General features: G+C 64.3%; 20 protein-coding genes. 11 read left to right on the top strand and 9 right to left on the bottom strand.

Features of this window, described 5'->3' with window-relative positions:
- The first annotated feature begins 21 nt into the window (after window positions 1-21).
- The 3 genes from EDE08_RS13895 (at window position 22) to EDE08_RS13885 (ending at window position 1873) form a co-directional block, all read left to right on the top strand.
- Window positions 22-405, top strand: a complete 384-nt coding sequence (locus EDE08_RS13895; RefSeq protein WP_131868943.1) for a CidA/LrgA family protein — start codon at window positions 22-24, stop codon at window positions 403-405.
- Window positions 402-1124 carry an LrgB family protein gene (locus EDE08_RS13890; protein WP_131868944.1) on the top strand — a complete coding sequence of 241 codons (723 nt, stop codon included), beginning with the start codon at window positions 402-404 and terminating at the stop codon, window positions 1122-1124. Before EDE08_RS13895 ends, EDE08_RS13890 begins: the two co-directional genes overlap by 4 nt.
- An 86-nt stretch (window positions 1125-1210) precedes the next feature.
- A complete protein-coding gene (locus tag EDE08_RS13885) occupies window positions 1211-1873 on the top strand; it encodes a DsbA family protein (protein WP_061880662.1) in 663 nt (220 codons plus the stop codon).
- A 77-nt stretch (window positions 1874-1950) separates the two neighbouring features.
- Here EDE08_RS13885 and EDE08_RS13880 read toward each other — a convergent pair whose 3' ends face one another.
- The 3 genes from EDE08_RS13880 to EDE08_RS13870 all read right to left on the bottom strand — a co-directional run bounded on the left by EDE08_RS13880 (window position 1951) and on the right by EDE08_RS13870 (window position 4331).
- Window positions 1951-2157: a hypothetical protein gene (locus tag EDE08_RS13880; protein ID WP_018316294.1), complete on the bottom strand. Its 207-nt coding sequence runs from the start codon at window positions 2155-2157 to the stop codon at window positions 1951-1953.
- Between the two features lie 81 nt (window positions 2158-2238).
- The gene (locus tag EDE08_RS13875) at window positions 2239-3309 is read right to left on the bottom strand and encodes a carboxylesterase family protein (protein WP_131868946.1); all 1071 of its coding nucleotides are present in this window, start codon (window positions 3307-3309) and stop codon (window positions 2239-2241) included.
- A 50-nt stretch (window positions 3310-3359) separates the two neighbouring features.
- The gene (locus EDE08_RS13870) at window positions 3360-4331 is read right to left on the bottom strand and encodes a S1C family serine protease (protein WP_131868947.1); all 972 of its coding nucleotides are present in this window, start codon (window positions 4329-4331) and stop codon (window positions 3360-3362) included.
- Between the two features lie 279 nt (window positions 4332-4610).
- Here EDE08_RS13870 and EDE08_RS13865 point away from each other — a divergent pair, with 279 nt between their 5' ends.
- The 6 genes from EDE08_RS13865 (at window position 4611) to EDE08_RS13840 (ending at window position 11911) form a co-directional block, all read left to right on the top strand.
- Window positions 4611-6029, top strand: a complete 1419-nt coding sequence (locus EDE08_RS13865) for a M20 family metallopeptidase (protein ID WP_131868948.1) — start codon at window positions 4611-4613, stop codon at window positions 6027-6029.
- 259 nt (window positions 6030-6288) lie between these two features.
- Complete coding sequence (locus EDE08_RS13860) at window positions 6289-8079, top strand: peptide ABC transporter substrate-binding protein (protein ID WP_131868949.1); 1791 nt, start codon at window positions 6289-6291, stop codon at window positions 8077-8079.
- A gap of 29 nt (window positions 8080-8108) precedes the next feature.
- Window positions 8109-9068 (top strand): ABC transporter permease, encoded by a 960-nt coding sequence (locus tag EDE08_RS13855; RefSeq protein WP_028178491.1) that lies wholly within the window; start codon window positions 8109-8111, stop codon window positions 9066-9068.
- Window positions 9034-9951: an ABC transporter permease gene (locus EDE08_RS13850; protein WP_061880667.1), complete on the top strand. Its 918-nt coding sequence runs from the start codon at window positions 9034-9036 to the stop codon at window positions 9949-9951. The genes EDE08_RS13855 and EDE08_RS13850 overlap by 35 nt, the downstream gene beginning before the upstream one ends.
- The gene (locus EDE08_RS13845; protein WP_131868950.1) at window positions 9951-10946 is read left to right on the top strand and encodes an ABC transporter ATP-binding protein; all 996 of its coding nucleotides are present in this window, start codon (window positions 9951-9953) and stop codon (window positions 10944-10946) included. The genes EDE08_RS13850 and EDE08_RS13845 overlap by 1 nt, the downstream gene beginning before the upstream one ends.
- Entirely contained in the window at window positions 10943-11911 is a 969-nt protein-coding gene (locus EDE08_RS13840) for an ABC transporter ATP-binding protein (RefSeq protein WP_131868951.1), read from the top strand. Before EDE08_RS13845 ends, EDE08_RS13840 begins: the two co-directional genes overlap by 4 nt.
- Window positions 11912-11955: 44 nt before the next feature.
- On the opposite strand, the gene EDE08_RS38430 is transcribed toward EDE08_RS13840, so the two are convergent.
- From EDE08_RS38430 to EDE08_RS13820, 5 genes are all read right to left on the bottom strand, one after another.
- Entirely contained in the window at window positions 11956-12129 is a 174-nt protein-coding gene (locus tag EDE08_RS38430; protein ID WP_165935909.1) for a hypothetical protein, read from the bottom strand.
- The gene (locus EDE08_RS13835) at window positions 12126-13502 is read right to left on the bottom strand and encodes an amidase (protein ID WP_245524788.1); all 1377 of its coding nucleotides are present in this window, start codon (window positions 13500-13502) and stop codon (window positions 12126-12128) included. Before EDE08_RS13835 ends, EDE08_RS38430 begins: the two co-directional genes overlap by 4 nt.
- 55 nt (window positions 13503-13557) lie before the next feature.
- Window positions 13558-14907, bottom strand: a complete 1350-nt coding sequence (locus tag EDE08_RS13830) for a TRAP transporter large permease (protein WP_131868952.1) — start codon at window positions 14905-14907, stop codon at window positions 13558-13560.
- Complete coding sequence (locus EDE08_RS13825; RefSeq protein ID WP_131868953.1) at window positions 14904-15506, bottom strand: TRAP transporter small permease subunit; 603 nt, start codon at window positions 15504-15506, stop codon at window positions 14904-14906. The genes EDE08_RS13830 and EDE08_RS13825 overlap by 4 nt, the downstream gene beginning before the upstream one ends.
- Before the next feature lie 117 nt (window positions 15507-15623).
- Window positions 15624-16751, bottom strand: coding sequence for a TRAP transporter substrate-binding protein (locus EDE08_RS13820; RefSeq protein WP_131868954.1), 1128 nt, complete (start codon window positions 16749-16751; stop codon window positions 15624-15626).
- 496 nt (window positions 16752-17247) lie between these two features.
- On the opposite strand from EDE08_RS13820, the gene EDE08_RS39390 reads away from it, so the two are divergent.
- Complete coding sequence (locus EDE08_RS39390) at window positions 17248-17376, top strand: hypothetical protein (RefSeq protein ID WP_283810550.1); 129 nt, start codon at window positions 17248-17250, stop codon at window positions 17374-17376.
- 101 nt (window positions 17377-17477) lie between these two features.
- On the opposite strand, the gene EDE08_RS13810 is transcribed toward EDE08_RS39390, so the two are convergent.
- Complete coding sequence (locus EDE08_RS13810; protein ID WP_061880674.1) at window positions 17478-17699, bottom strand: dodecin; 222 nt, start codon at window positions 17697-17699, stop codon at window positions 17478-17480.
- A gap of 147 nt (window positions 17700-17846) precedes the next feature.
- On the opposite strand from EDE08_RS13810, the gene EDE08_RS13805 reads away from it, so the two are divergent.
- Window positions 17847-18746 carry a DMT family transporter gene (locus EDE08_RS13805; RefSeq protein ID WP_131868955.1) on the top strand — a complete coding sequence of 300 codons (900 nt, stop codon included), beginning with the start codon at window positions 17847-17849 and terminating at the stop codon, window positions 18744-18746.
- Window positions 18747-18788 lie beyond the last annotated feature (42 nt).

The following is an 18788-nucleotide window of genomic DNA, read 5'->3' as shown; positions in this document are numbered from 1 at the left end:
GCATCCCTTGATGCGACGGTCATGCTTGCAAGTCTCGGCCTCATCCTGCTCTGCCAATTGATCGGCGAAGCCGTCGTGCGCGGTCTCGGCCTGCCGCTGCCGGGACCCGTGCTCGGTCTGCTGTTGCTTCTGATCCTGTTGCTCGCCCGCGACCGCTTTGCGGTGCTCGCGCGCGGGCCGCTGCGCAACGACGGTGTCGAGACGGCGAGCAAGGGCCTGCTGGCCCATCTCTCGTTGCTATTCGTGCCGGCCGGCGTTGGCGTCGTGCAGGAGCTCGATCTGCTCGCGTCTCACGGCATTGCCATCATCCTCGTGCTCGCGCTGTCCGTGGTCGTCACGCTGCTCGCGACCGTGCTGACCTTTCGCCTCGTCAGCCGCTTGCTGAAGCAACAGGACGCGCGATGAAGGACAATCCGTTCTCGCTGTGGGTCTATCTCTCGCAATCGCCGCTGCTCTGGCTGACCGTGACGCTGCTGGTCTATGCCGCCACGGACGCGGTCTCGCTGGCGACCCGGCGTCATCCGCTCGCCAATCCCGTGCTGCACGCGATGTGGATCATCGGCGCGTTCCTGCTGTTGACCGGCACCTCCTACACGACCTACTTCGCCGGCGCGCAATTCGTGCACTTCCTGCTGGGGCCGGCAACCGTCGCGCTCGCAGTGCCGCTCTACGAGAACCGCAGGCGCGTCGTCTCGTCGATCGTTCCGATGCTGGTGGCGCTGGTCGCTGGCTCGGTCGCCGCGGTGGTGTCGGTCGTGCTGCTGGCCGAACTTGCCGGCCTGCCGCGCGACGTGGTGCTGTCGCTGGCGCCGAAATCAGTCACCGCCGGCGTTGCCATGGGCATCGCCGAATCCCTGCATGCCGATCCTTCGCTGGCGGCCGTCGCGGTCATCCTCACCGGCATCATGGGCGCCATCATCGTGACGCCGCTGATGAACCGCACCGGCGTCACCGACTACCGGGCTCGCGGCTTTGCTGCCGGCCTTGCCGCGCACGGCATCGGCACCGCGCGCGCGTTCCAGGTCGACGAGATTGCCGGTGTCTTTTCCGGCATCGCCATGAGCCTGAACGCCTTGGTGACCTCGTTCCTGGTCCCGCTGGCAGTCACACTGCTGGTGCGATGACATCGCTGCCGCGACGCTCTATATGTCTGTAACATTTCCTGGTCCTGAGCCGTATTTGCGGTGATGGGGCCGAAACGGGACAAGATATGACCGAATTTGGGAACAAGGGCCGTCTGATGGCGACCCGGCGTGCGGCGCTGACGTTGATCGGAGCGGGTGCCGTCGCAGCGAGCGGGATCAACCTTGCGCGCGCGGCGACCGGTGAGGACGAGGTGCTGACCGAAGCCAAGGTGCTGCGCGATCCCGACACGCCCGTCGCAGGCAATCCCGGCGGCAACATCACGATCGTCGAATGGTCCGATTACAATTGTCCCTATTGCCGCAAGCTCGAGCCCGAGCTGCGCCAGGTCGTCCAGGACGATGGCAAGGTGCGGCTGGTGATGAAGGACTGGCCGATCCTCGGGCCGGTGTCGGTCACGGCGGCGCGGACTGCGCTGGCGGCAAAATTCCAGGACAAGTACCATCAGGCCCACGACGCCATGATGGGCGTCAGCTCGCGCCTGACCGAGCCGCGCATCAACGAGCTGCTCGCGGCCGCCGGCGTCGACATGGACCGGTTGAAGCGCGATCTTACCGGCCGCGCCAAGGACATCGACGCCATCCTCAAGCGCAACAACGAGCAGGCTGAAGCTTTCGGTTTCAGTGGTACGCCGTCATTCATCGTCGGCAAGTACCGTGTGCCCGGCGTGCTCAGCATGGCCGAGTTCGAGCAGGTCATCGCCGACGCCCGCAAGGCCAAGATGAACTGAGCAGCATCTTTGATCGTGGTCAACACAAAGGCGCCGCCGCGGAGTTCGCGACGGCGCCTCATTCATGTCGGGCGATATTACTTCGACGAGATCCGGACCCAGTCCTTGTGCGCGCGGTCGCGCAGTGCGTCCCAATCGGCCTTGGCGACATCCCAGTTCACGATGGTGCGATTGGTGGTCGCGACCTCGCCATTGGCGACCGACGACGTCTGCATGGAATCATAGACGTAGACGCCGCCTGCAAGCAGCAACGCGCCCAGGATCATTCCGAAAAAAGTCTGCATGGCGAACCTCCGGTGACGGGCGATAACGTCGGCCTGGAGTGATGGTTCCCCGGCCATGCGGCGCATCTAAGGAGAGGTCGTTCATCCTCCATTCAGCCACTGCAGCAATTCCGCATTGATCTCGCGCGGATAGGTGTGGCTGAGGTCGTCGATCTCGCGATAGGTGACATTGGCGCCGGCGGTGGAGAGCGCCGCCTGCGTCTGCCGTGCGGTCTGCACCGGAAACATCCAGTCGAGCTTGCCGTGAGTGATGAAGACCGGCAGGCCCTGCAGGCGCGTTGCGTCCGCCATTTCCGCCATCAGCGGATGAAAGGTCGCCGCAACAGGCGCGAGATGAGTGAACGGCGAGGCGCCGTCGAGCCCGGTGACGTAGCAGAAGGTGCCGCCGTCGCTCATGCCGGTCAGAAGCATGCGCGAGGCGTCGATGCTCCAGCGGCTGCGCACCGTCTCGAGGATGCGCATGAGGTTCGGCGTGTCGGTATCGTCGCCCATCAGAGCCCAGGTCGAGCCGGTCGCGGTCGGCGCCACCAGGACCGCGTCGAGACTGCGCGCGTCGCGCAGCCAGCTCCACAGAAAGCCGCGCCCGTTGCCGCTGCCGCCATGCAGCGCCATCACCAGCGGCGTTGGCCGGCCGGGTACGTAATATTCGGGCACATAGGCTGAGAAGCCGCCACGGCTGCCGGGCTCATTGTGATCGTGGAAGATGCCGGTGTGCTCGCCTGCGCCGGCTTCCAGTCGCGACAGCAGGACGTGATTCTCGCGATTGGCGGCGTTGAGAAAGAAGCTGCTCACGGGCGGGAACTGCACCGCCAGCGGATACAGCGCCTCCTGCGCGCGAGGGACATGGCGCAGGGCCCGGAAGACCGCAACGAGATCGCCATTGCCTCGCTCGACCTCGCGGATCCCGGCAAAGGCGGCGAGGGCCTCGTCGCAGGCGCGATCGAGTCGTTCACGCAAGCCGGCGAATTGTTCAGGCCAGTCGCCGATCGCCGCTCGTGCCGTCTGCAGCGTCGCGTCCGGTGTACCGATTGCGTTCATTACCGAGGCGAAGGCCGGCGGGTGCAAATGCCGCTGGAAGAAGCCGAGTGCTTCCAGCGCATTGAGCAGCGGTGGCAGCACGGCAACGATGTCGTCGACCACGGCCTCGGTCATCGCCCGCTTCCTCAAGCCTTGGGATCAGTTCCTGGGATCAGTCCTTGGGCTCAGTGCAGCTTCGGCGCCTTCAGGAGCTTGAAGCGATCGGTCGACGTCACGGTGACGTCGAAGGTGACGCCTTCATGATGCACGGTGAGCGGCACGTCGACGCCGGCAGCGCCGAGCGTCCACATCTTCCTGTAGAACGCGCTCTGGCTCGTGACCTTCTCGCCGTCCACGGCGAGGATGACATCGCCGGTCTTGAGCTCGGCGCGGGCAGCCGGGCCGTTGGTGGAGATCCCGATCACCACCACGCGGTTGTCGATCTCGGTCGAGAAGAGCCCGAGCCAGGGCCGCGCCGGCCTGTTGACCCGGCCGAATTTGCGCAAGTCCTCGAGGATCGGCTTCAAGAGGTCGATCGGCACGATCATATTGACGTGCTCGGCCTTGCCGTCACGTTCCCGTTCGAGCTGGAGCGAGCCGATGCCGATCAACTCGCCGCGTTCGTTGAGAAGGGCCGTGCCGCCCCAGTTCGGATGTGCGGGACAGGTGAAGATGGCCTCATCCAGCAGATACTCCCAGTAGCCGGCGAATTCCTGCTTGGCCACGATTTGGCTTGCGACCGAGCGCGTGCGCCCGCCGGCGCCGCCGACCACGACGCGATCGCCGATCCGGGTTGCCGCCGACGAGCCGAGCGGCAGCGGCGCGACGTCGAGCTGGCCGAGCGCCTGCACCAGCCCGAACCCGGTCTCGGAATCGAAGCCGAGCGCATGACCCTCCACCACGCGTCCGTCGGCGCGGTGCAGCCAGACCGTCTCTGCCTCAGTGATGAGATAACCTATCGTGAGCACCAGCCCGTCGTCGATCACGACGCCGTTGCCGGCGCGCTCGGTGCCCAGCGTCTCGGCGCTGAAGGCGTCCGGCGGAACGATGGCGTGCAGGCCGACGATGGATGCGAGCGCGCGGTCGAGATCGAAGCCGTAGTCGCTCGCCCGCGGCTGGTTCGCCGGCGGCACTCTCCATTCGGTCAGAGCGGGCATGGAGTTCTCCTGGCTGAGAGCATCGCTCCGGTATGGCTAGCGGAACGACGAGCAAGCATAATTTAGGCCGGGGCAGGCCGTCTTGAAAGCCTCGTCGCCAACTATTCCGGAGAACGCCGCGTGAAATCTTCGAAAGGCGCGAAAGATCCCTTGTGGATTGGGCGTCCGTGCGATCCGGCACGGGCCGCATGGCAGCTGTCCGGCGGAATGCTAGGCGCCGCATAGCGAAGCTGCTAACCATTGCCGCTTCGTTTGACCTTGGGATCACGGACGACAAGCATGGACAACCGCAGCGACATCTGGCGTGGCATCGATACGATCAAGGCACGTTTCATCGACCTCAGCGACAGGGTCTGGGGCATGCCCGAGGTCTGCTACACCGAGGCGCGGTCCGCCGCCGAGCATCTCGCCGAGCTGCGCCATCAGGGATTCCGGATCACCGGGAACGTCGCCGGCATCCCGACTGCGGTGATGGGCGAGTGGGGCGAGGGTGGTCCGGTCATCGCCTTCATGGGTGAATACGACGCGCTGCCGGGCCTCAGCCAGGAGGCGGGTGTCGCCGAGCATCGCCCGGTCGAGACCGGCGGCCATGGCCATGGTTGTGGTCACAATCTGCTCGGTTCCGCCGCGCTGCTCGCCGCGACCGCGGTGAAGGACTGGCTGGCCGAGAACAAGGTGCCGGGCCGCGTGCGTTATTACGGCTGCCCTGCGGAAGAAGGCGGCGCGGCAAAGGCCTTCATGGTGCGCTCCGGCGCGTTCGAGGACGCCGACATCGCCATCACCTGGCATCCGCACAGCTTCTGGGAAGTCGCGGTGACGCCGTCGCTCGCCAACACGCGCGCGGATTTCATCTTCACCGGCCGTACCTCGCATGCGGCCGCCTCGCCGCATCTCGGCCGCTCGGCGCTCGACGCGGTGGAATTGATGAATGTCGGCGTGAACTACATGCGCGAGCACATGCCGAGCGATGCCCGCGTCCACTACGCTTTGCTCGACACCGGCGGCATCGCGCCGAACGTGGTGCAGGCGCATGCGCGCGTGCGCTATTCGATTCGCGCCCGGGACCTTCCCGGCATGAACGAGCTGGTCGAGCGCGTCTCCAAGATCGCGCAGGGCGCCGCGTTGATGACCGAGACCAAAGTCGAGATGAAGATCATCTCGGCGGTCTCCAACATCCTGCCGAACGCGCCGCTGGAGCAGGCGCTGCACCAGGTGATGGAAGAACTCGGACCGCCGCATTTCGACGACGCGGACAAGAGCTTTGCCAGCCAGATCCGTGCGACGCTGAGCGACAAGGACATCTCGTCGGTCTATTACGCGATCGGCATGGAGCCGACCGACCGGCCGTTGGCCGACTTCCTGGTGCCGCTGGATGCCAAGCGCAACCCGCTGGTCGGTTCGACCGATGTCGGCGACGTGAGCTGGGTGGTGCCGACCGTGCAGGTGCACGCACCCACGGTTGCGATCGGCACGCCCTTCCACACCTGGCAGGTGGTCGCCCAGGGCAAGAGCCCACATGCCCACAAGGCCATGGTGCAGGCGGCCAAGGCGATGGCCGGTCTCGGGATCAAGGCGCTGACGGAACCGGAGCTGATCAAGGCCGCCAAGGCGGACCTTCAAAAGCGGACGGCCAAGACACCTTATATCTGTCCGCTGCCGGATCACGTCGCGCCGCCGCTCGACATGTCCGTCGGGTAATTTCACCTTGATACTTCGTCGGATGCGGCGAACAAATTTTCCGCAGTGCAGCGCGCAATCCAGCACGTTTTGATGCTGGATTGCCGAACGGATGGGCTGCGGAACGCGATTTTGCCCAAGGGACAGCCAGAAGACCGTTTGCATACACACGGTCCCAGTTGACGTGCACCCCATTCGGTGTGCCATCTACCGCCAGCCAAACCCGGCGGTCGCTCTTGCGGCCGCCTGCATCCATGTCGGAACCAGACGGGGGACAACCATGCTGGATAAAGAACTGCGTTCGATGATCGGCCAGGTGAAGGACGGGCGGATGGATCGCCGCGCCTTCATCCAGCGCATGGCCGCCGTTGGCCTGACCGCACCGCTGGCCAACCAGATCCTCGCGCTCGGCGGTGTCGCCATGGCGCAGGGCGCGTCCACCTACAAGCCGACCAAACGCGGCGGCGGCGGTGCGCTGAAGCTGTTGTGGTGGCAGGGCCCGACCTTGCTCAATCCGCATTTCGCCACCGGCACCAAGGACCAGGACGGCTCGCGCCTGTTCTACGAACCGCTTGCCTGCTGGGATCCCGACGGCAACATGAAGCTGGTGCTGGCGACCGAAATTCCCTCGGTCCAGAACGGCCAGCTCGCCGCCGACGGCAAGTCGGTGACGTGGAAGCTGAAGCCTGGCGTGAAGTGGCATGACGGCAAGCCGTTCTCGGCCGACGATGTCGTATTCACGTGGCAGTACATCAAGGATCCGGCCACTGCGGCCGTGACCATCGCAACCTATCGCGACCTCACTGTCGAGAAGATCGACGATCTCACGGTCAAGATTACCTTCCCGAAGCCGACGCCATTTTGGGCCGATGCCTTCGTCGGTGCGACCGGGCAGATCCTGCCGAAGCATCTCTTTGCCGATTTCATCGGCTCCAAATCGCGGGAGGCTCCGACCAACCTCGCGCCTGTCGGGACCGGGCCCTACAAGTTCGTCGAGTTCAAGCCGGGCGATCTCATCCGCGGCGTGCTCAATCCCGACTATCACATGGCCAACCGGCCCTATTTCGATACGCTCGAGATGAAGGGCGGCGGTGACGCCGTCTCGGCGGCACGCGCCGTGATCCAGACCGGAGAGTATGATTTCGGCTGGAATATCCAGGTCGAGGACGACGTGCTGCTGCGCCTGGAAAAGGGCGGCAAGGGCAAGACCGTCTATGCCGTCGGCGGCGATACCGAGTTCATCGCGCTCAATTTCACCGATCCGAACGTCGAGGTCGACGGCGAACGTTCGTCGATGAAGACCAAGCATCCGCTGTTCTCGGATCCCGTCGTGCGCAAGGCGCTGTCGCTGCTGGTCGATCGCGAGTCCGTCAAGAAGGCGATCTACGGCCGCGCCGGCCGCACCACCGCGAACTTCCTCAACGGCCCTGAAAAGTTCGTCTCCAAGAACACGAGCTGGGAATTCAACATCGAGAAGGCCGCCAAGATGCTCGACGACGCCGGCTGGAAGCCCGGTGCCGACGGCATCCGCGAGAAGGACGGCAAGAAGCTGAAGATCCTGTACCAGACCTCCATCAATGGTCCGCGCCAGAAGACCCAGGCCATCGTCAAGCAGGCCTGCCAGAAGGCCGGCATCGAGGTCGAGCTGAAGTCGGTGGTCGCTTCGGTGTTTTTCTCGTCCGACGTCGCCAACCCCGACACCTATCCGAAGTTCTACGCCGACATCGAGATGTTCCAGATCCCGCTCAGCCAACCGGATCCGTCGCAGCACATGCGTCGCTACCTGTCCACCAGCGTCGCGACCAAGGAGAACAAGTGGCAGGGCACGAACTTCCCGCGCTGGGTCAACAAGGACTATGACGCGGTGATCAACGCTGCCGATATGGAGATGGATCCGGTAAAGCGCGCGGCGCTCTATATCAAGGCTAACGATCTGATGTGGCAGGACACGGTGTTCATCCCCGTGATGCATCGTCTCAAGGTGGAGGCGGCCGCGAATAACCTGCGTCCGGTGATCTCGGGTTGGGCCAACGAGACCGACAACCTGTTCGACTGGTACCGCGAGGAATGATCCCCCAGCTCTAGACGGGGCCTTCCCTCATGAGTCAATACGTCCTGCGTCGCCTCCTGATCGCGATTCCGAGCCTGCTCGGAATCTCGGTCGTGCTGTTCGTCGTGCTCGCGCTTGCCCCCGGCGATCCGTTCTCCGAACTGGCGACCAACCCGAACGTGCCGCCCGAGGTGCAGGCCGCGCTTCGGGCCAAATTCGGTCTCGACGATCCGATCTATCTCCGTTACCTGCACTGGCTCAACGCCATGCTGCACGGCGACTGGGGCTTCTCCTTCGTCAGTCGGATGGACGTCGACCAGTTGATCCTGCAGCGCCTGCCGGCCACGCTCTATGTGATCGGCTCGGCGCAGATCCTGGCGCTCCTGATCGCGATCCCCGTCGGGGTCTATGCCGCGACCAGGCCGTATTCGCTGTTCGACCAGATCGCGAATACGCTCGCCTTCGTCGGCTTCTCGCTGCCGACCTTCTTCACCGGCATTCTGTTCATCCTGATCTTTTCGGTCACGCTGGACTGGCTGCCTTTCGTCTATACCACCGACATCAAGGCAACCGGCATCCGCTGGGTGCTGGAGATGATCAGGCAGGCGATCATGCCGGTGGCGGTGCTCGGCCTGTTCCAGGCGGCGTCGATGACGCGCTTCGTCCGTTCGGCGATGCTCGACGTGATCCGGCTCGACTACGTGACCACGGCCCGTGCCAAGGGACTTGGCCAGGCCACGGTCATCGTCAAGCACGTGATGCGCAACGCCATGATCCCGGTCGTGACGCTGATCGCGTTGCAGATGCCCGCGGTGTTCGGCGGCGCCATCGTCACCGAGCAGATCTTCCGAATCCCGGGCATCGGCTCGCTGCTGATCTCCTCCATTCTTTCCAACGACACGCCGGTGGTGATGGCCGTCACCTTCGTCTTCGCGTGCCTGGTCGTGCTGTTCAATCTCATCGCGGACGTCCTTTATGGCTGGCTTGACCCTCGCATCTCCCTCCGCTGAACGGCGGGTCTACTCGCCCTGGCGCGAGACGTGGCGGCGCTACAGTCGCCACAAGCTTGCCGTCGTCAGCGCGTTCCTGCTCCTGGTTCTTGTCCTGGCGGTGGTGTTCGGTCCGTTCGTCTGGCGGGTCAAGATCGACGAGATCGACATTGTGGCGGGTATGCAGGGGCCGTCGCTGGCCCATCCGTTCGGCACCGACGATCTTGGGCAGGACATCCTCGCCCGCATGATCTATGGCGGGCGCATCTCGCTCGCCGTCGGCCTCGCCGCGATGCTGGTCTCGGTCTTTATCGGCGTACTGATCGGCGCGCTGGCCGGCATGTCGCGCGGCGCGCTCGGCCATGGCCTGATGTGGCTCACGGATCTGTTCCTGTCGTTGCCGCAGCTGCCGCTGCTCTTGCTGCTGATCTATCTCTTCCGCGACGGGCTGAAGCAGGTGTTCGGACCCGAGGGCGGCATCTTCATCCTGATCGTGCTGGTGATCGGGGGACTCCGCTGGATGCCGGTCGCGCGCCTGGTGCGCGCGCAGTTCCTGTCGATCCGCGAAAAGGAATTCGTGGAGGCTGCACGCGCGCTCGGTGCAAGTCCGCTGCGGCAGGTGGTCAAGCATATCCTGCCAAATGCGCTCGGTCCGGTGATCATCGCTGGCACCATCGACGTTGCGGCCGCCATCATCGCGGAATCGACGCTGTCCTTCCTCGGCCTCGGCTTTCCGCCTGATACCCCGACCTGGGGCCGACTGCTGTACGATGCCAAGGATTTCCTCGATATCGGCCCGCACTGGGCGCTGTTTCCGGGCGGCGCGATCTTCATCGCGGTGGTCGCCATCAACTTCATCGGCGACGGCCTGCGTGACGCGCTCGATGCGCGACGGGTGATCTGATGGCGCCGCTGCTCGAGATCAAGGGCCTGAAAACCCACTTTTCCACCGACGATGGCATCCTCCAGGCCGTCGACGGCGTCGACATCTCCATCAACAGGGGGGAGACGCTCTGCGTCGTCGGCGAGTCCGGCTGCGGCAAGACCGTCACCGCGATGTCGATCCTGAAGCTGATCGCGATGCCGCCGGGCCGGATCGCGGCGGGCCAGATCATTTTCGAGGGGCGCGATCTGGTGCCGCTGACCAGCAATCAGCTCGACGAGATCCGCGCCAAGGAGATCGGCTTCATCTTCCAGGAGCCGATGACCTCGCTCAACCCGGTGCTCACCATCGGCGAGCAGATCGCCGAGAGCCTGCGCCGCCACGAGGCGGTGACGAGAAAGCAGGCTTTGGAACGCACCATCGAGATGCTGAAGCTGGTGCAGATCCCCAATGCCGAAGGCCGCGTGCACAACTACCCGCACCAATTCTCCGGCGGCATGCGCCAGCGCGTGATGATCGCGATGGCGCTCGCCTGCAAGCCCAAGCTGATCATCGCCGACGAGCCGACCACCGCGCTCGACGTCACCATCCAGGCGCAGATCCTCGACCTCTTGCAGGACATGAAGGAACGCTTCGGCATGGCGGTGATGTTGATCACCCATGCCATGGGCGTCGTCGCCGAGACGGCGCAGCGCGTCGTCGTGATGTATGCCGGCAAGGTGGTGGAGGAGGCGGCCGTCGACGAGCTCTTCGGCGATCCCCGCCATCCCTATACGCAAGGGTTGATCCGCTCGATCCCGCGCATCGACCTCGACAGCGAGCACAAGACGCGGCTGGAGGCGATCGGCGGTTCGGTACCGATCCTGATCAATCCGCCGGTCGGCTGCCGCTTTGCCCCGCGCTGCAAGTTCGCGATGAACGTCTGCACCGAGAAGGAGCCGCTGCTGCGCGAGGTCGCGCCCGGCCATCGCATGGCCTGTCACTTGGGAGATACCAGCCTGGGAGGCGCGGCATGAGCGAACCGTTGCTGCGCGTCAGCGGCCTGAAGAAGCACTTCCCCGTGCTCGGCGGCCTGCTGTCGCGCCAGGTCGGCAGCGTCTATGCCGTCGACGGCGTGTCGTTCTCGGTCAACCGCGGCGAGACGCTCGGTCTCGTCGGCGAATCCGGTTGCGGCAAGTCGACGACGGGGCGCTGCGTGCTGCGCCTGATCGAACCGACCGACGGCGAGGTCACTTTCGACGGCCAGGATGTACGCCAGCTCGGCGGCAACGATCTGCGCGCGATGCGGCGGAACATGCAGCTGGTGTTCCAGGACCCGTTCGCTTCGCTCAATCCGCGCATGACGGTCGGCGCCATCCTTGGCGAGGCCTTCACCATCCATAATCTCGCGACCTCCACCAAGGAGCGCGAGGAGCGCGTCGCGAGCCTGCTGGTCAAGGTCGGGCTCAAGGCCGAGCACATGCGGCGCTATCCGCACGAGTTCTCCGGCGGCCAGCGCCAGCGCATCGTGATCGCGCGCGCGCTCGCGGTCGAGCCGAAGCTGATCGTCTGCGACGAGCCGGTCTCTGCGCTCGACGTGTCGATCCAGGCCCAGGTGATCAACCTCCTGGAAGACCTCCAGGCCGAGTTGAACCTGACCTATCTCTTCGTCGCGCACGATCTCTCGGTGGTCGAGCACATCTCCGATCGCGTCGCGGTGATGTATCTCGGACGCATCGTGGAACTGGCGAAAGCGAGCGATCTCTACCGCAATCCGCAGCATCCCTACACCAGGGCGCTGTTGTCGGCGGTGCCGGTGCCCGATCCCAAGCTGAAGCGCGAGCGCATCCGCCTCAAGGGCGACGTGCCGAGCCCGATGAAGCCGCCATCGGGCTGCCACTTCCACACCCGCTGCCCGATCGCCCAACCGCGCTGCGCGGAGAGCGCGCCGGTGCTGAAGGAGGGGGCGGCGGGGCATTTTGTGGCGTGTCACCTGGTGTGATGATGGTGCAGCGCGACATGCCGTGCGAGGACGATTTCTGGCGGTCAGCGAGGCGTGCCGTTCGCCGTCCGCAGTGACTGGACGAAATCGATCACCGCCAGGATCACCACGCCAACCACAATGACGATGAGCGGGATGGCCTTGATCCAAACCACCAGGATTCCAAGAAAGGTCATCATAAGCGAAAGGCCGATGAGTCCGGTGATCAGATTGGTCATCGCACTTTCCTTTTCTCCGCGCCGGGAGCCGAGTTCGTCCCGGCGCTCGGGACGTTGCGCCGAGCGCTGCCACGAGCGCGCCCGATATTCCTCACGAGCCAGCTCGCCGTGCGCAAGAGGCGGGCATCGTTGCCGGGGCGGCCGACGAGCTGGACGCCCAACGGAAGGCCGGCTTCGGAACGCATCAATGGCAGGCTGATGGCGGGTACGCCGAGATAGGTCCAGAGCGTGCAGAAAACCGGGTTGCCGGTCGTTTCAATGCCGGGCGCCGCACCCGGCGCCGCGGGCGTCAGGACGGCGTCGTACTCGTCGAAAATATGGTCCAGAGCCTGGTTGAGCGGCGCAATCCCGGCCAGAGCGCTGCAGTAGTCCACCGCAAGATGCGCGCGGCCGCGCTCGATCGCCTGGCGTAGACGCGTGCTCAGCTTGTCGCCGCCTCGCTGGTAGTCGCGCCGCAGATTGTGCGCCATGTCAACTTCCATGATGATGCGGTGCATATCGACGGCTCTATCGAAGCTCGGCCCAAGCTCGACTTCGCTGCACGCCTCGCCCAAAGCCTCGACGAGCTCGGCAAAGGCCTCACGTGCCACTGGCTCGGCCTGATCCCAGACCGGAGAGCGCACGAAGGCAAATCGCGGCGGCAATGGCGGCTCGCTCGCCGCTACCGCAGAGAATGGCGGGCGGGCAACGGGCCGCGTGTCCAAATCCTCCCGGTCGAAGTCGACCATGACCTCGGCCAGCAGGGCCGCGTCCTCCACGCTGCGCCCGAACACGCCGACATGATCGAGTGTGCGCGACAATTCGAGCGCGCCGCTGCGCGGAATGAGGCCGTGCGAGGGCTTGAAACCGACCACGCCGCAGAAGGCGGCAGGACGGATCACCGAGCCGTTGGTCTGCGATCCGACAGCACCTGGCACCATCAGCGCCGCGACGGCCGCGGCGGAGCCCGAGGACGATCCGCCGGGCGTGTGCTCTGGATTGTGCGGATTTCGGGTCTTGCCCGGATTGTAGTACGCGTACTCGGTGGTCACCGTCTTGCCGAGGATCACGGCGCCAGCGGCGCGCAGACGCGCCACGGCCGCCGCATCGCGCCGCGGCGTGCGTCCGGCCCACAGCTCTGATCCGAATTCCGTCGGCATGTCGCCGGTGTCGAATATATCCTTGATGCCCACGGGCACGCCATGCAGCGGGCCTACAGCCTTGCCCTGCTTACGACGATCGTCAGCAGCCTCGGCCTGCCGCATCGCGTGGTCGCGATCGAGAAACGCCCATGCATGGATATCGCGATCGACCTCGTCGATGCGCTTGAGGCAGTCTCCGACGAGCTCAGCCGAACTGAGCCGGCCGTCGCGGATGCCAGCCGCAGCTTCCATGAGGCCGAGCGCGTTGAGACTCATGCGCGTCCTTTCGTCGGTTTGCCAGGCGCGTTCATCGCGATCCATAGAGATAGGTGGGCAACCACAATGCGATCTCCGGGAAGATGTAGACCAGTGCCATGGTAAGGAAGACCAGACCGACAAAGGGAAGCGCGCCGGAGAAGATGTCAGTCAGCTTCACCTGAGGCGGCGCCACGCCCTTCAGATAGAAGGCCGCCATCGCGACCGGCGGCGTGTTGAACGCCGTCTGCGTGTTCAGTGCCACCAGGATGCCGAAGAAGATCGGATCGATGCCGTATTGCGGCAGCAGCGGCAGGAAGATCGGCACGAAGATGATGATGATCTCGGTCCATTCCAGCGGCCAGCCGAGCAGGAAGATGATCACCTGGGTCAACAGCAGGAACCCGATCGGCGACAGGTTCATCGCGGCGAAGAACTGCTCGACCACGGTCTGTCCGCCAAGGACGGCAAACACCGCCGAGAACGTCCACGACCCGATGAACAGGTAACAGACCATCGCGGTGGCACGCACGGTCAGATACACAGATTCGCGCATCATCGTGAAGTTGAGCGAACGGTAGGCGGCGGCCAGAACGATGCTCATGAGGGCGCCCACCGCGGCCGCCTCGGATGGCGTCGCCAGGCCGAACAGGATCGCCCCGAGCACCGAAACGATCAGCAACGCCAGCGGCAGGAACGATGTGGCGAGCGCCCAGATGACCGTGCTGAGCGGCACGTCGGTCTGTTCGCGCGGCAGCTTCGGCGCGAGCGCGGGATTGATGATCGCGCGTGTCATCGCGTAGAGGACGTAGAAGCCGGCCAGCATGAATCCCGGAAAGAACGCGGCCGCGTAAAGCTTGACCGCCGAGACGCCGGCGGTTGCCGCATAGACGATTAGCAGAATGCTCGGCGGGATCAGGATGCCGAGGCAGCCGCCGGCGCAGACGACGCCTGCCGACAGCTTGACGTCGTAGCCGGCGCGCAGCATCGCCGGCAAGGCCAGCAGGCCCATCAGCGTGACAACCGCGCCGACGATGCCGGTCGCGGTCGCGAACATCGCGCAGGTGATCAGCGTGGCCACCGCAAGCGCGCCCGGGACGTTCTTCATCGACAATTGCAGCGAGTAGAAAAGGCGGTCGAGAATGTTTGCGCGCTCGATCAGATAGCCCATGAACAGGAACAGCGGAACCGCAACCAGCACATCGCTGGATGTGACCTCGAACGTCTTCTGCACCAGAAGCGTGAAGATGCGGTTCTGGAAGAAGTCCTGACCGGGAGTGTAGTAGGCATAGTAGCCGAACGATACGCCCATCGCCATCAGCGTGAACGCGATCGGGAAGCCGAGCATGATGATGAAGATGAAGAGGCCCAGCATCAGCATGCCGAGTTGAGGATCGGTCATGCGCCTGGTCCCTTCTCGCTCTGCGGCTCAGCCGCGTGCTGCTGACGTTCGCGGATGACGAGGCTTTCGGTTTCCTCCACGTCGTGCAGGCGTTGCGGCCATCGACCGGTGCGGATGCACAGCACGCAGCGGATGATTTCAGCGAACCCTTGCAGAAACAGAAGGAAACCGGTGAGAGGGATCAGCGCCTTCAGCGGAAACACCGGCACGCCGGCCGGACTGAAGATGCTGACTTCGCGGAAGCGAACCGACATCTGGGCGTAGTTCCAGCCCGAATACATCAGCGCGGCGATCGCCGGCAGGAAGAACAGGATATACAGCACGAGGTCCATCGTCGCCTGGGTGCGCGGCGACCACAGGCGGTAGACCACGTCGGCGCGAACATGGCCGTTTCGCGAGAGCGTATACGCGCCGGCCATCAGGAACATCGCGCCATAGGTGATGTAGCTGATGTCGAAAGCCCATGTGGTCGGCGCACGCAGCACGTAGCGCACGAACACCTCGTAGCTGACGCCCAGCGTAAGGACGAGGATCAGCCAGGCGAATGCCTTGCCCACCCACGTGCTGAGCTCATCGATGAAGAACAGGAATTTCGTCATGCGAGCTGAACTCGCTGCGAGCAGACCATCCGGATGTCCCCCTCCCAATTCGTGGGCGGCGCTTCAACTGCGCCGCCCCCTCACGATACGGCCCCACGCGATGCGCTGCGGCAGCCGTCAGACCTTGAGCACGCCCGGGAAGTGATGTTCGAAGGCGCCGCGGTAGTCCGTCGCGTTGTTCATGTTGTAGTAAACCACGCGGCGGACCCATTCCTTCTGCGAGTCCATCACCTTCTTCATGAACGGGTCCGAGCCGAGCTGGGCGATCAGACCGTCCCACGCCTTGATCTGCGCGTCGAACACCGACTTCGGCGTCCGCTGGACGTTGACCTTGTCCTTGTTGATCAGCTCCTGCAGGTCCTTCGAATAATAATCCATGGCCTTCCATTCGTTGGCGGAGGACACGGCTTCGGCGGCGTATTGCAGAATCGCCTGCTGTTCCTTCGGCAGCGCGTTGAATTTGGTCCGGTTGAACATGATCTCGAAATATTCCGTCGCCTGATGATGACTGCCCATCATGTAGTTCTTGGCGACATCCTGCGCGCCGAAGCGCCGGTCCGAGGTCGGATTGTTGAACTCGAATCCGTCGATCACGCCGCGCTCCATCGCGGGCACGATCTCGCCACCGGGGAGCTGCGCGACGGATGCACCCATCGCCTGGAAGAGATCGGCGGCCAGACCCACCGTGCGATACTTCAAGCCCTTGAGATCGGCGTCGCTGGTGATCGGCTTCTTGAACCAGCCGAGCGGCTGGGTCGGCATCGGCATGGCGAAGAAGCTCTTGATGTTGACGTTCATGATCTTGGTCTGGAGCTCCTCGAACAGCTCCTTGCCGCCGCCGTTGTGGATCCAGCCGAGACCTTCGTTGGCGTTGAAGCCGAACACCGGGCCCGTGCCGAACAGCGAGGCGGCCTTGTGCTTGCCGTACCAGTAGACCGTCACCGTGTGTGCCGCGTCGATCTGGCCGCCATGAACGCCGTCGAAGACCTGGAACGGATGCACGACCGAGCCGCCGACCAGATAGTCGATGCGAAGCCGGCCTCCGGCCATATCGTTGACGCGCTTCACGTAATCTTCGGCCATCTCGTTGAAGACATCGGCCTTGCCCCACGAGCCCTGCATCTTCATGGTCACTGTCTGCGCCCGGCTGACTTGCGGCATGGCGATGGCAGCAGCGCCGGTCGCGCCGGCGGCCAGCAGGAATTTGCGACGAGTTGTTCTGGTTTTTTCGGACTTTGCAGTCATGGACGTCCTCCCTGGCGGCCTGATTATTCGAACGCGTTTCGGCGCGCTTGTCGTTGTTAACCGCTGGAGGTATGCCGCATTCCAGCGACTTTGATCACAGTCTGGACGCATTGTCGGCATCCGACAAGCCTCGCGATGTCGCATCCTGGATGTTGACGAGCTTTCGATTTGCAGCAGCCGCATAGAGCGGTCGCGTGTCGCAGCGCAGCAAATATGCAGACGTCCTCTCAGACTTCGGAAAGCTGCGTGCAGGGCCGAAGAGAAGCTGTCAACGCGGCAGGAGGGACGGAAGGGTAGGCCGGCCAATTGCCCCCGGCGGCTCGTGCAGCTTCATGGAATAGCGCACGCGCGCCAGATCCTTGGCGCGCGTGCCTTCCTTGTCTGTCCTTGTCTCACGGCGCGAGCGGCGTTGATCATCGAATGGGCAAGGATGTTGAGGCCCGCGATCGTTCATCTCGGAGTGGCCCCCGAATTGCTCGGGCCCGTAGAGGTCGTCATGATCAAGGCCGCGCTGCCCGATCGTCTGATCATGCGGAGCGTGCCGGTTTATGGCGAGGGGAGCGTCGAGATCGCCCGGAGCTATGAGCGCGGAAAGTCGCCGTCGCCGACCAGGATACCGACGTGATCAAGTCCGATCTCCGAGACGGCGCGCGCTTTGTCCGGGCCGGAAATTTCGTAGATCTGGGTCAGCAGGGTGAAGTGTCGGCCGCAACGGCGAAGATAAAATCACTCTTCCAGCGTGAATCCGACACGCAAGGTCACCTGATAGTGCCGAACCGCGCCATTCTCGATGTGGCCGCGGGTCTGCACCACCTCGAACCATTTCATCTCGCGAATGGTCTTCGACGCGCGGCTGATCGCGTTCTTGATCGCGTCCTCGATCGAGGTCTCGGACGATCCGACCAGGTCCAGGATCTTGTAGACATGATCTCTTTCGGCTGCAGGCATGATGGCCTCCCTGGTTGCGCTGCGGCACGCATCGACGCGTGTGCTCCCATTTGAACGAGCGCCAGGCGGTCCGGTTCCGTCCTGCGCGATGGGCCGCATGCACCAGCCGAGGTGGAGTGGCCGGCGTCCGCCTGCTAAGCGCTAGCCATGGATTCGGCGCGGCGCGACAGGACGATCGGCTCTCTCTGCCTCTGCGCGACGGCGTTCGGCTGGGCGTTGAACTGGCCGCTCATGAAGCTATTGCTCCAGCAATGGCCGCCGCTGTTCGCACGTGGCCTTGCCGGGATCTGCGCCTCGCTCATTCTCGGCACCCTGGCGCTGAGCCGGAAGGAATCGTTCGCCGTGCCGCGCGAGGCGATCCCGCGGCTGCTGTTTGCGACCTTCACCAACGTCTTTGCCTGGATGGGTCTCGGCACGGTCGCCATGAAATATGTCACCGTGAGCGAGGGCGCTCTGCTCGCCTATACGATGCCGATCTGGGCGATGCTGTTTGCCTGGCCGGTGCTGCATACGCGGCCGGCCGCAAGGGATATTTTCGGGCTGGTCCTTGGCGTTGCCGGTGTCACGCTGCTTCTGAGCGGCAACGGCTTTGCGTTCGGCGCCGACAAGCTGCTGGGCATCGTGCTGGCGCTGCTCTGCGCCATCCTGTTCGCGCTCGGCAACGTGCTCAACCGCAAGCCGCTGCCGATGCCGCCGCTGGTCGTCGTCGCCTGGCAGGTCGGTCTCGGCTGCGCCGCGATGCTGATCCTCGGCGTCCTGTTCGAGCGTCCTGATGTCACCGCGATGACCCCGCTGGGGCTCGGCTGCTTCGTCTATATGACGCTGGTGCCGATGGGCATCTGCTACGTCACCTGGTTCGAGACGCTGCGCCGCCTGCCACCGACCACGGCCTCGACCGGCATGCTGATCGTTCCCGTGATCGGCGTGGTCTCCGCCGCCATCATCCTGGGCGAGCCGCTGGGCCTGCGTGAATGGATGGCGATGGCGCTCACGCTCGGCGGCGTGACGCTCGCCCTGCAGCGGGGAAACAAGAAGCTCTCTCTTTGATCTCGGTCAACGCATCAGATCATAGAGCCGACACACTATATT

The organism is Bradyrhizobium sp. R2.2-H, from assembly GCF_004346455.1.
Taxonomy (GTDB): domain Bacteria; phylum Pseudomonadota; class Alphaproteobacteria; order Rhizobiales; family Xanthobacteraceae; genus Bradyrhizobium; species Bradyrhizobium diversitatis.
The sequence above is the reverse complement of the archived record's forward strand: the minus strand, read 5'-3'. Positions and strand labels throughout refer to the sequence as shown.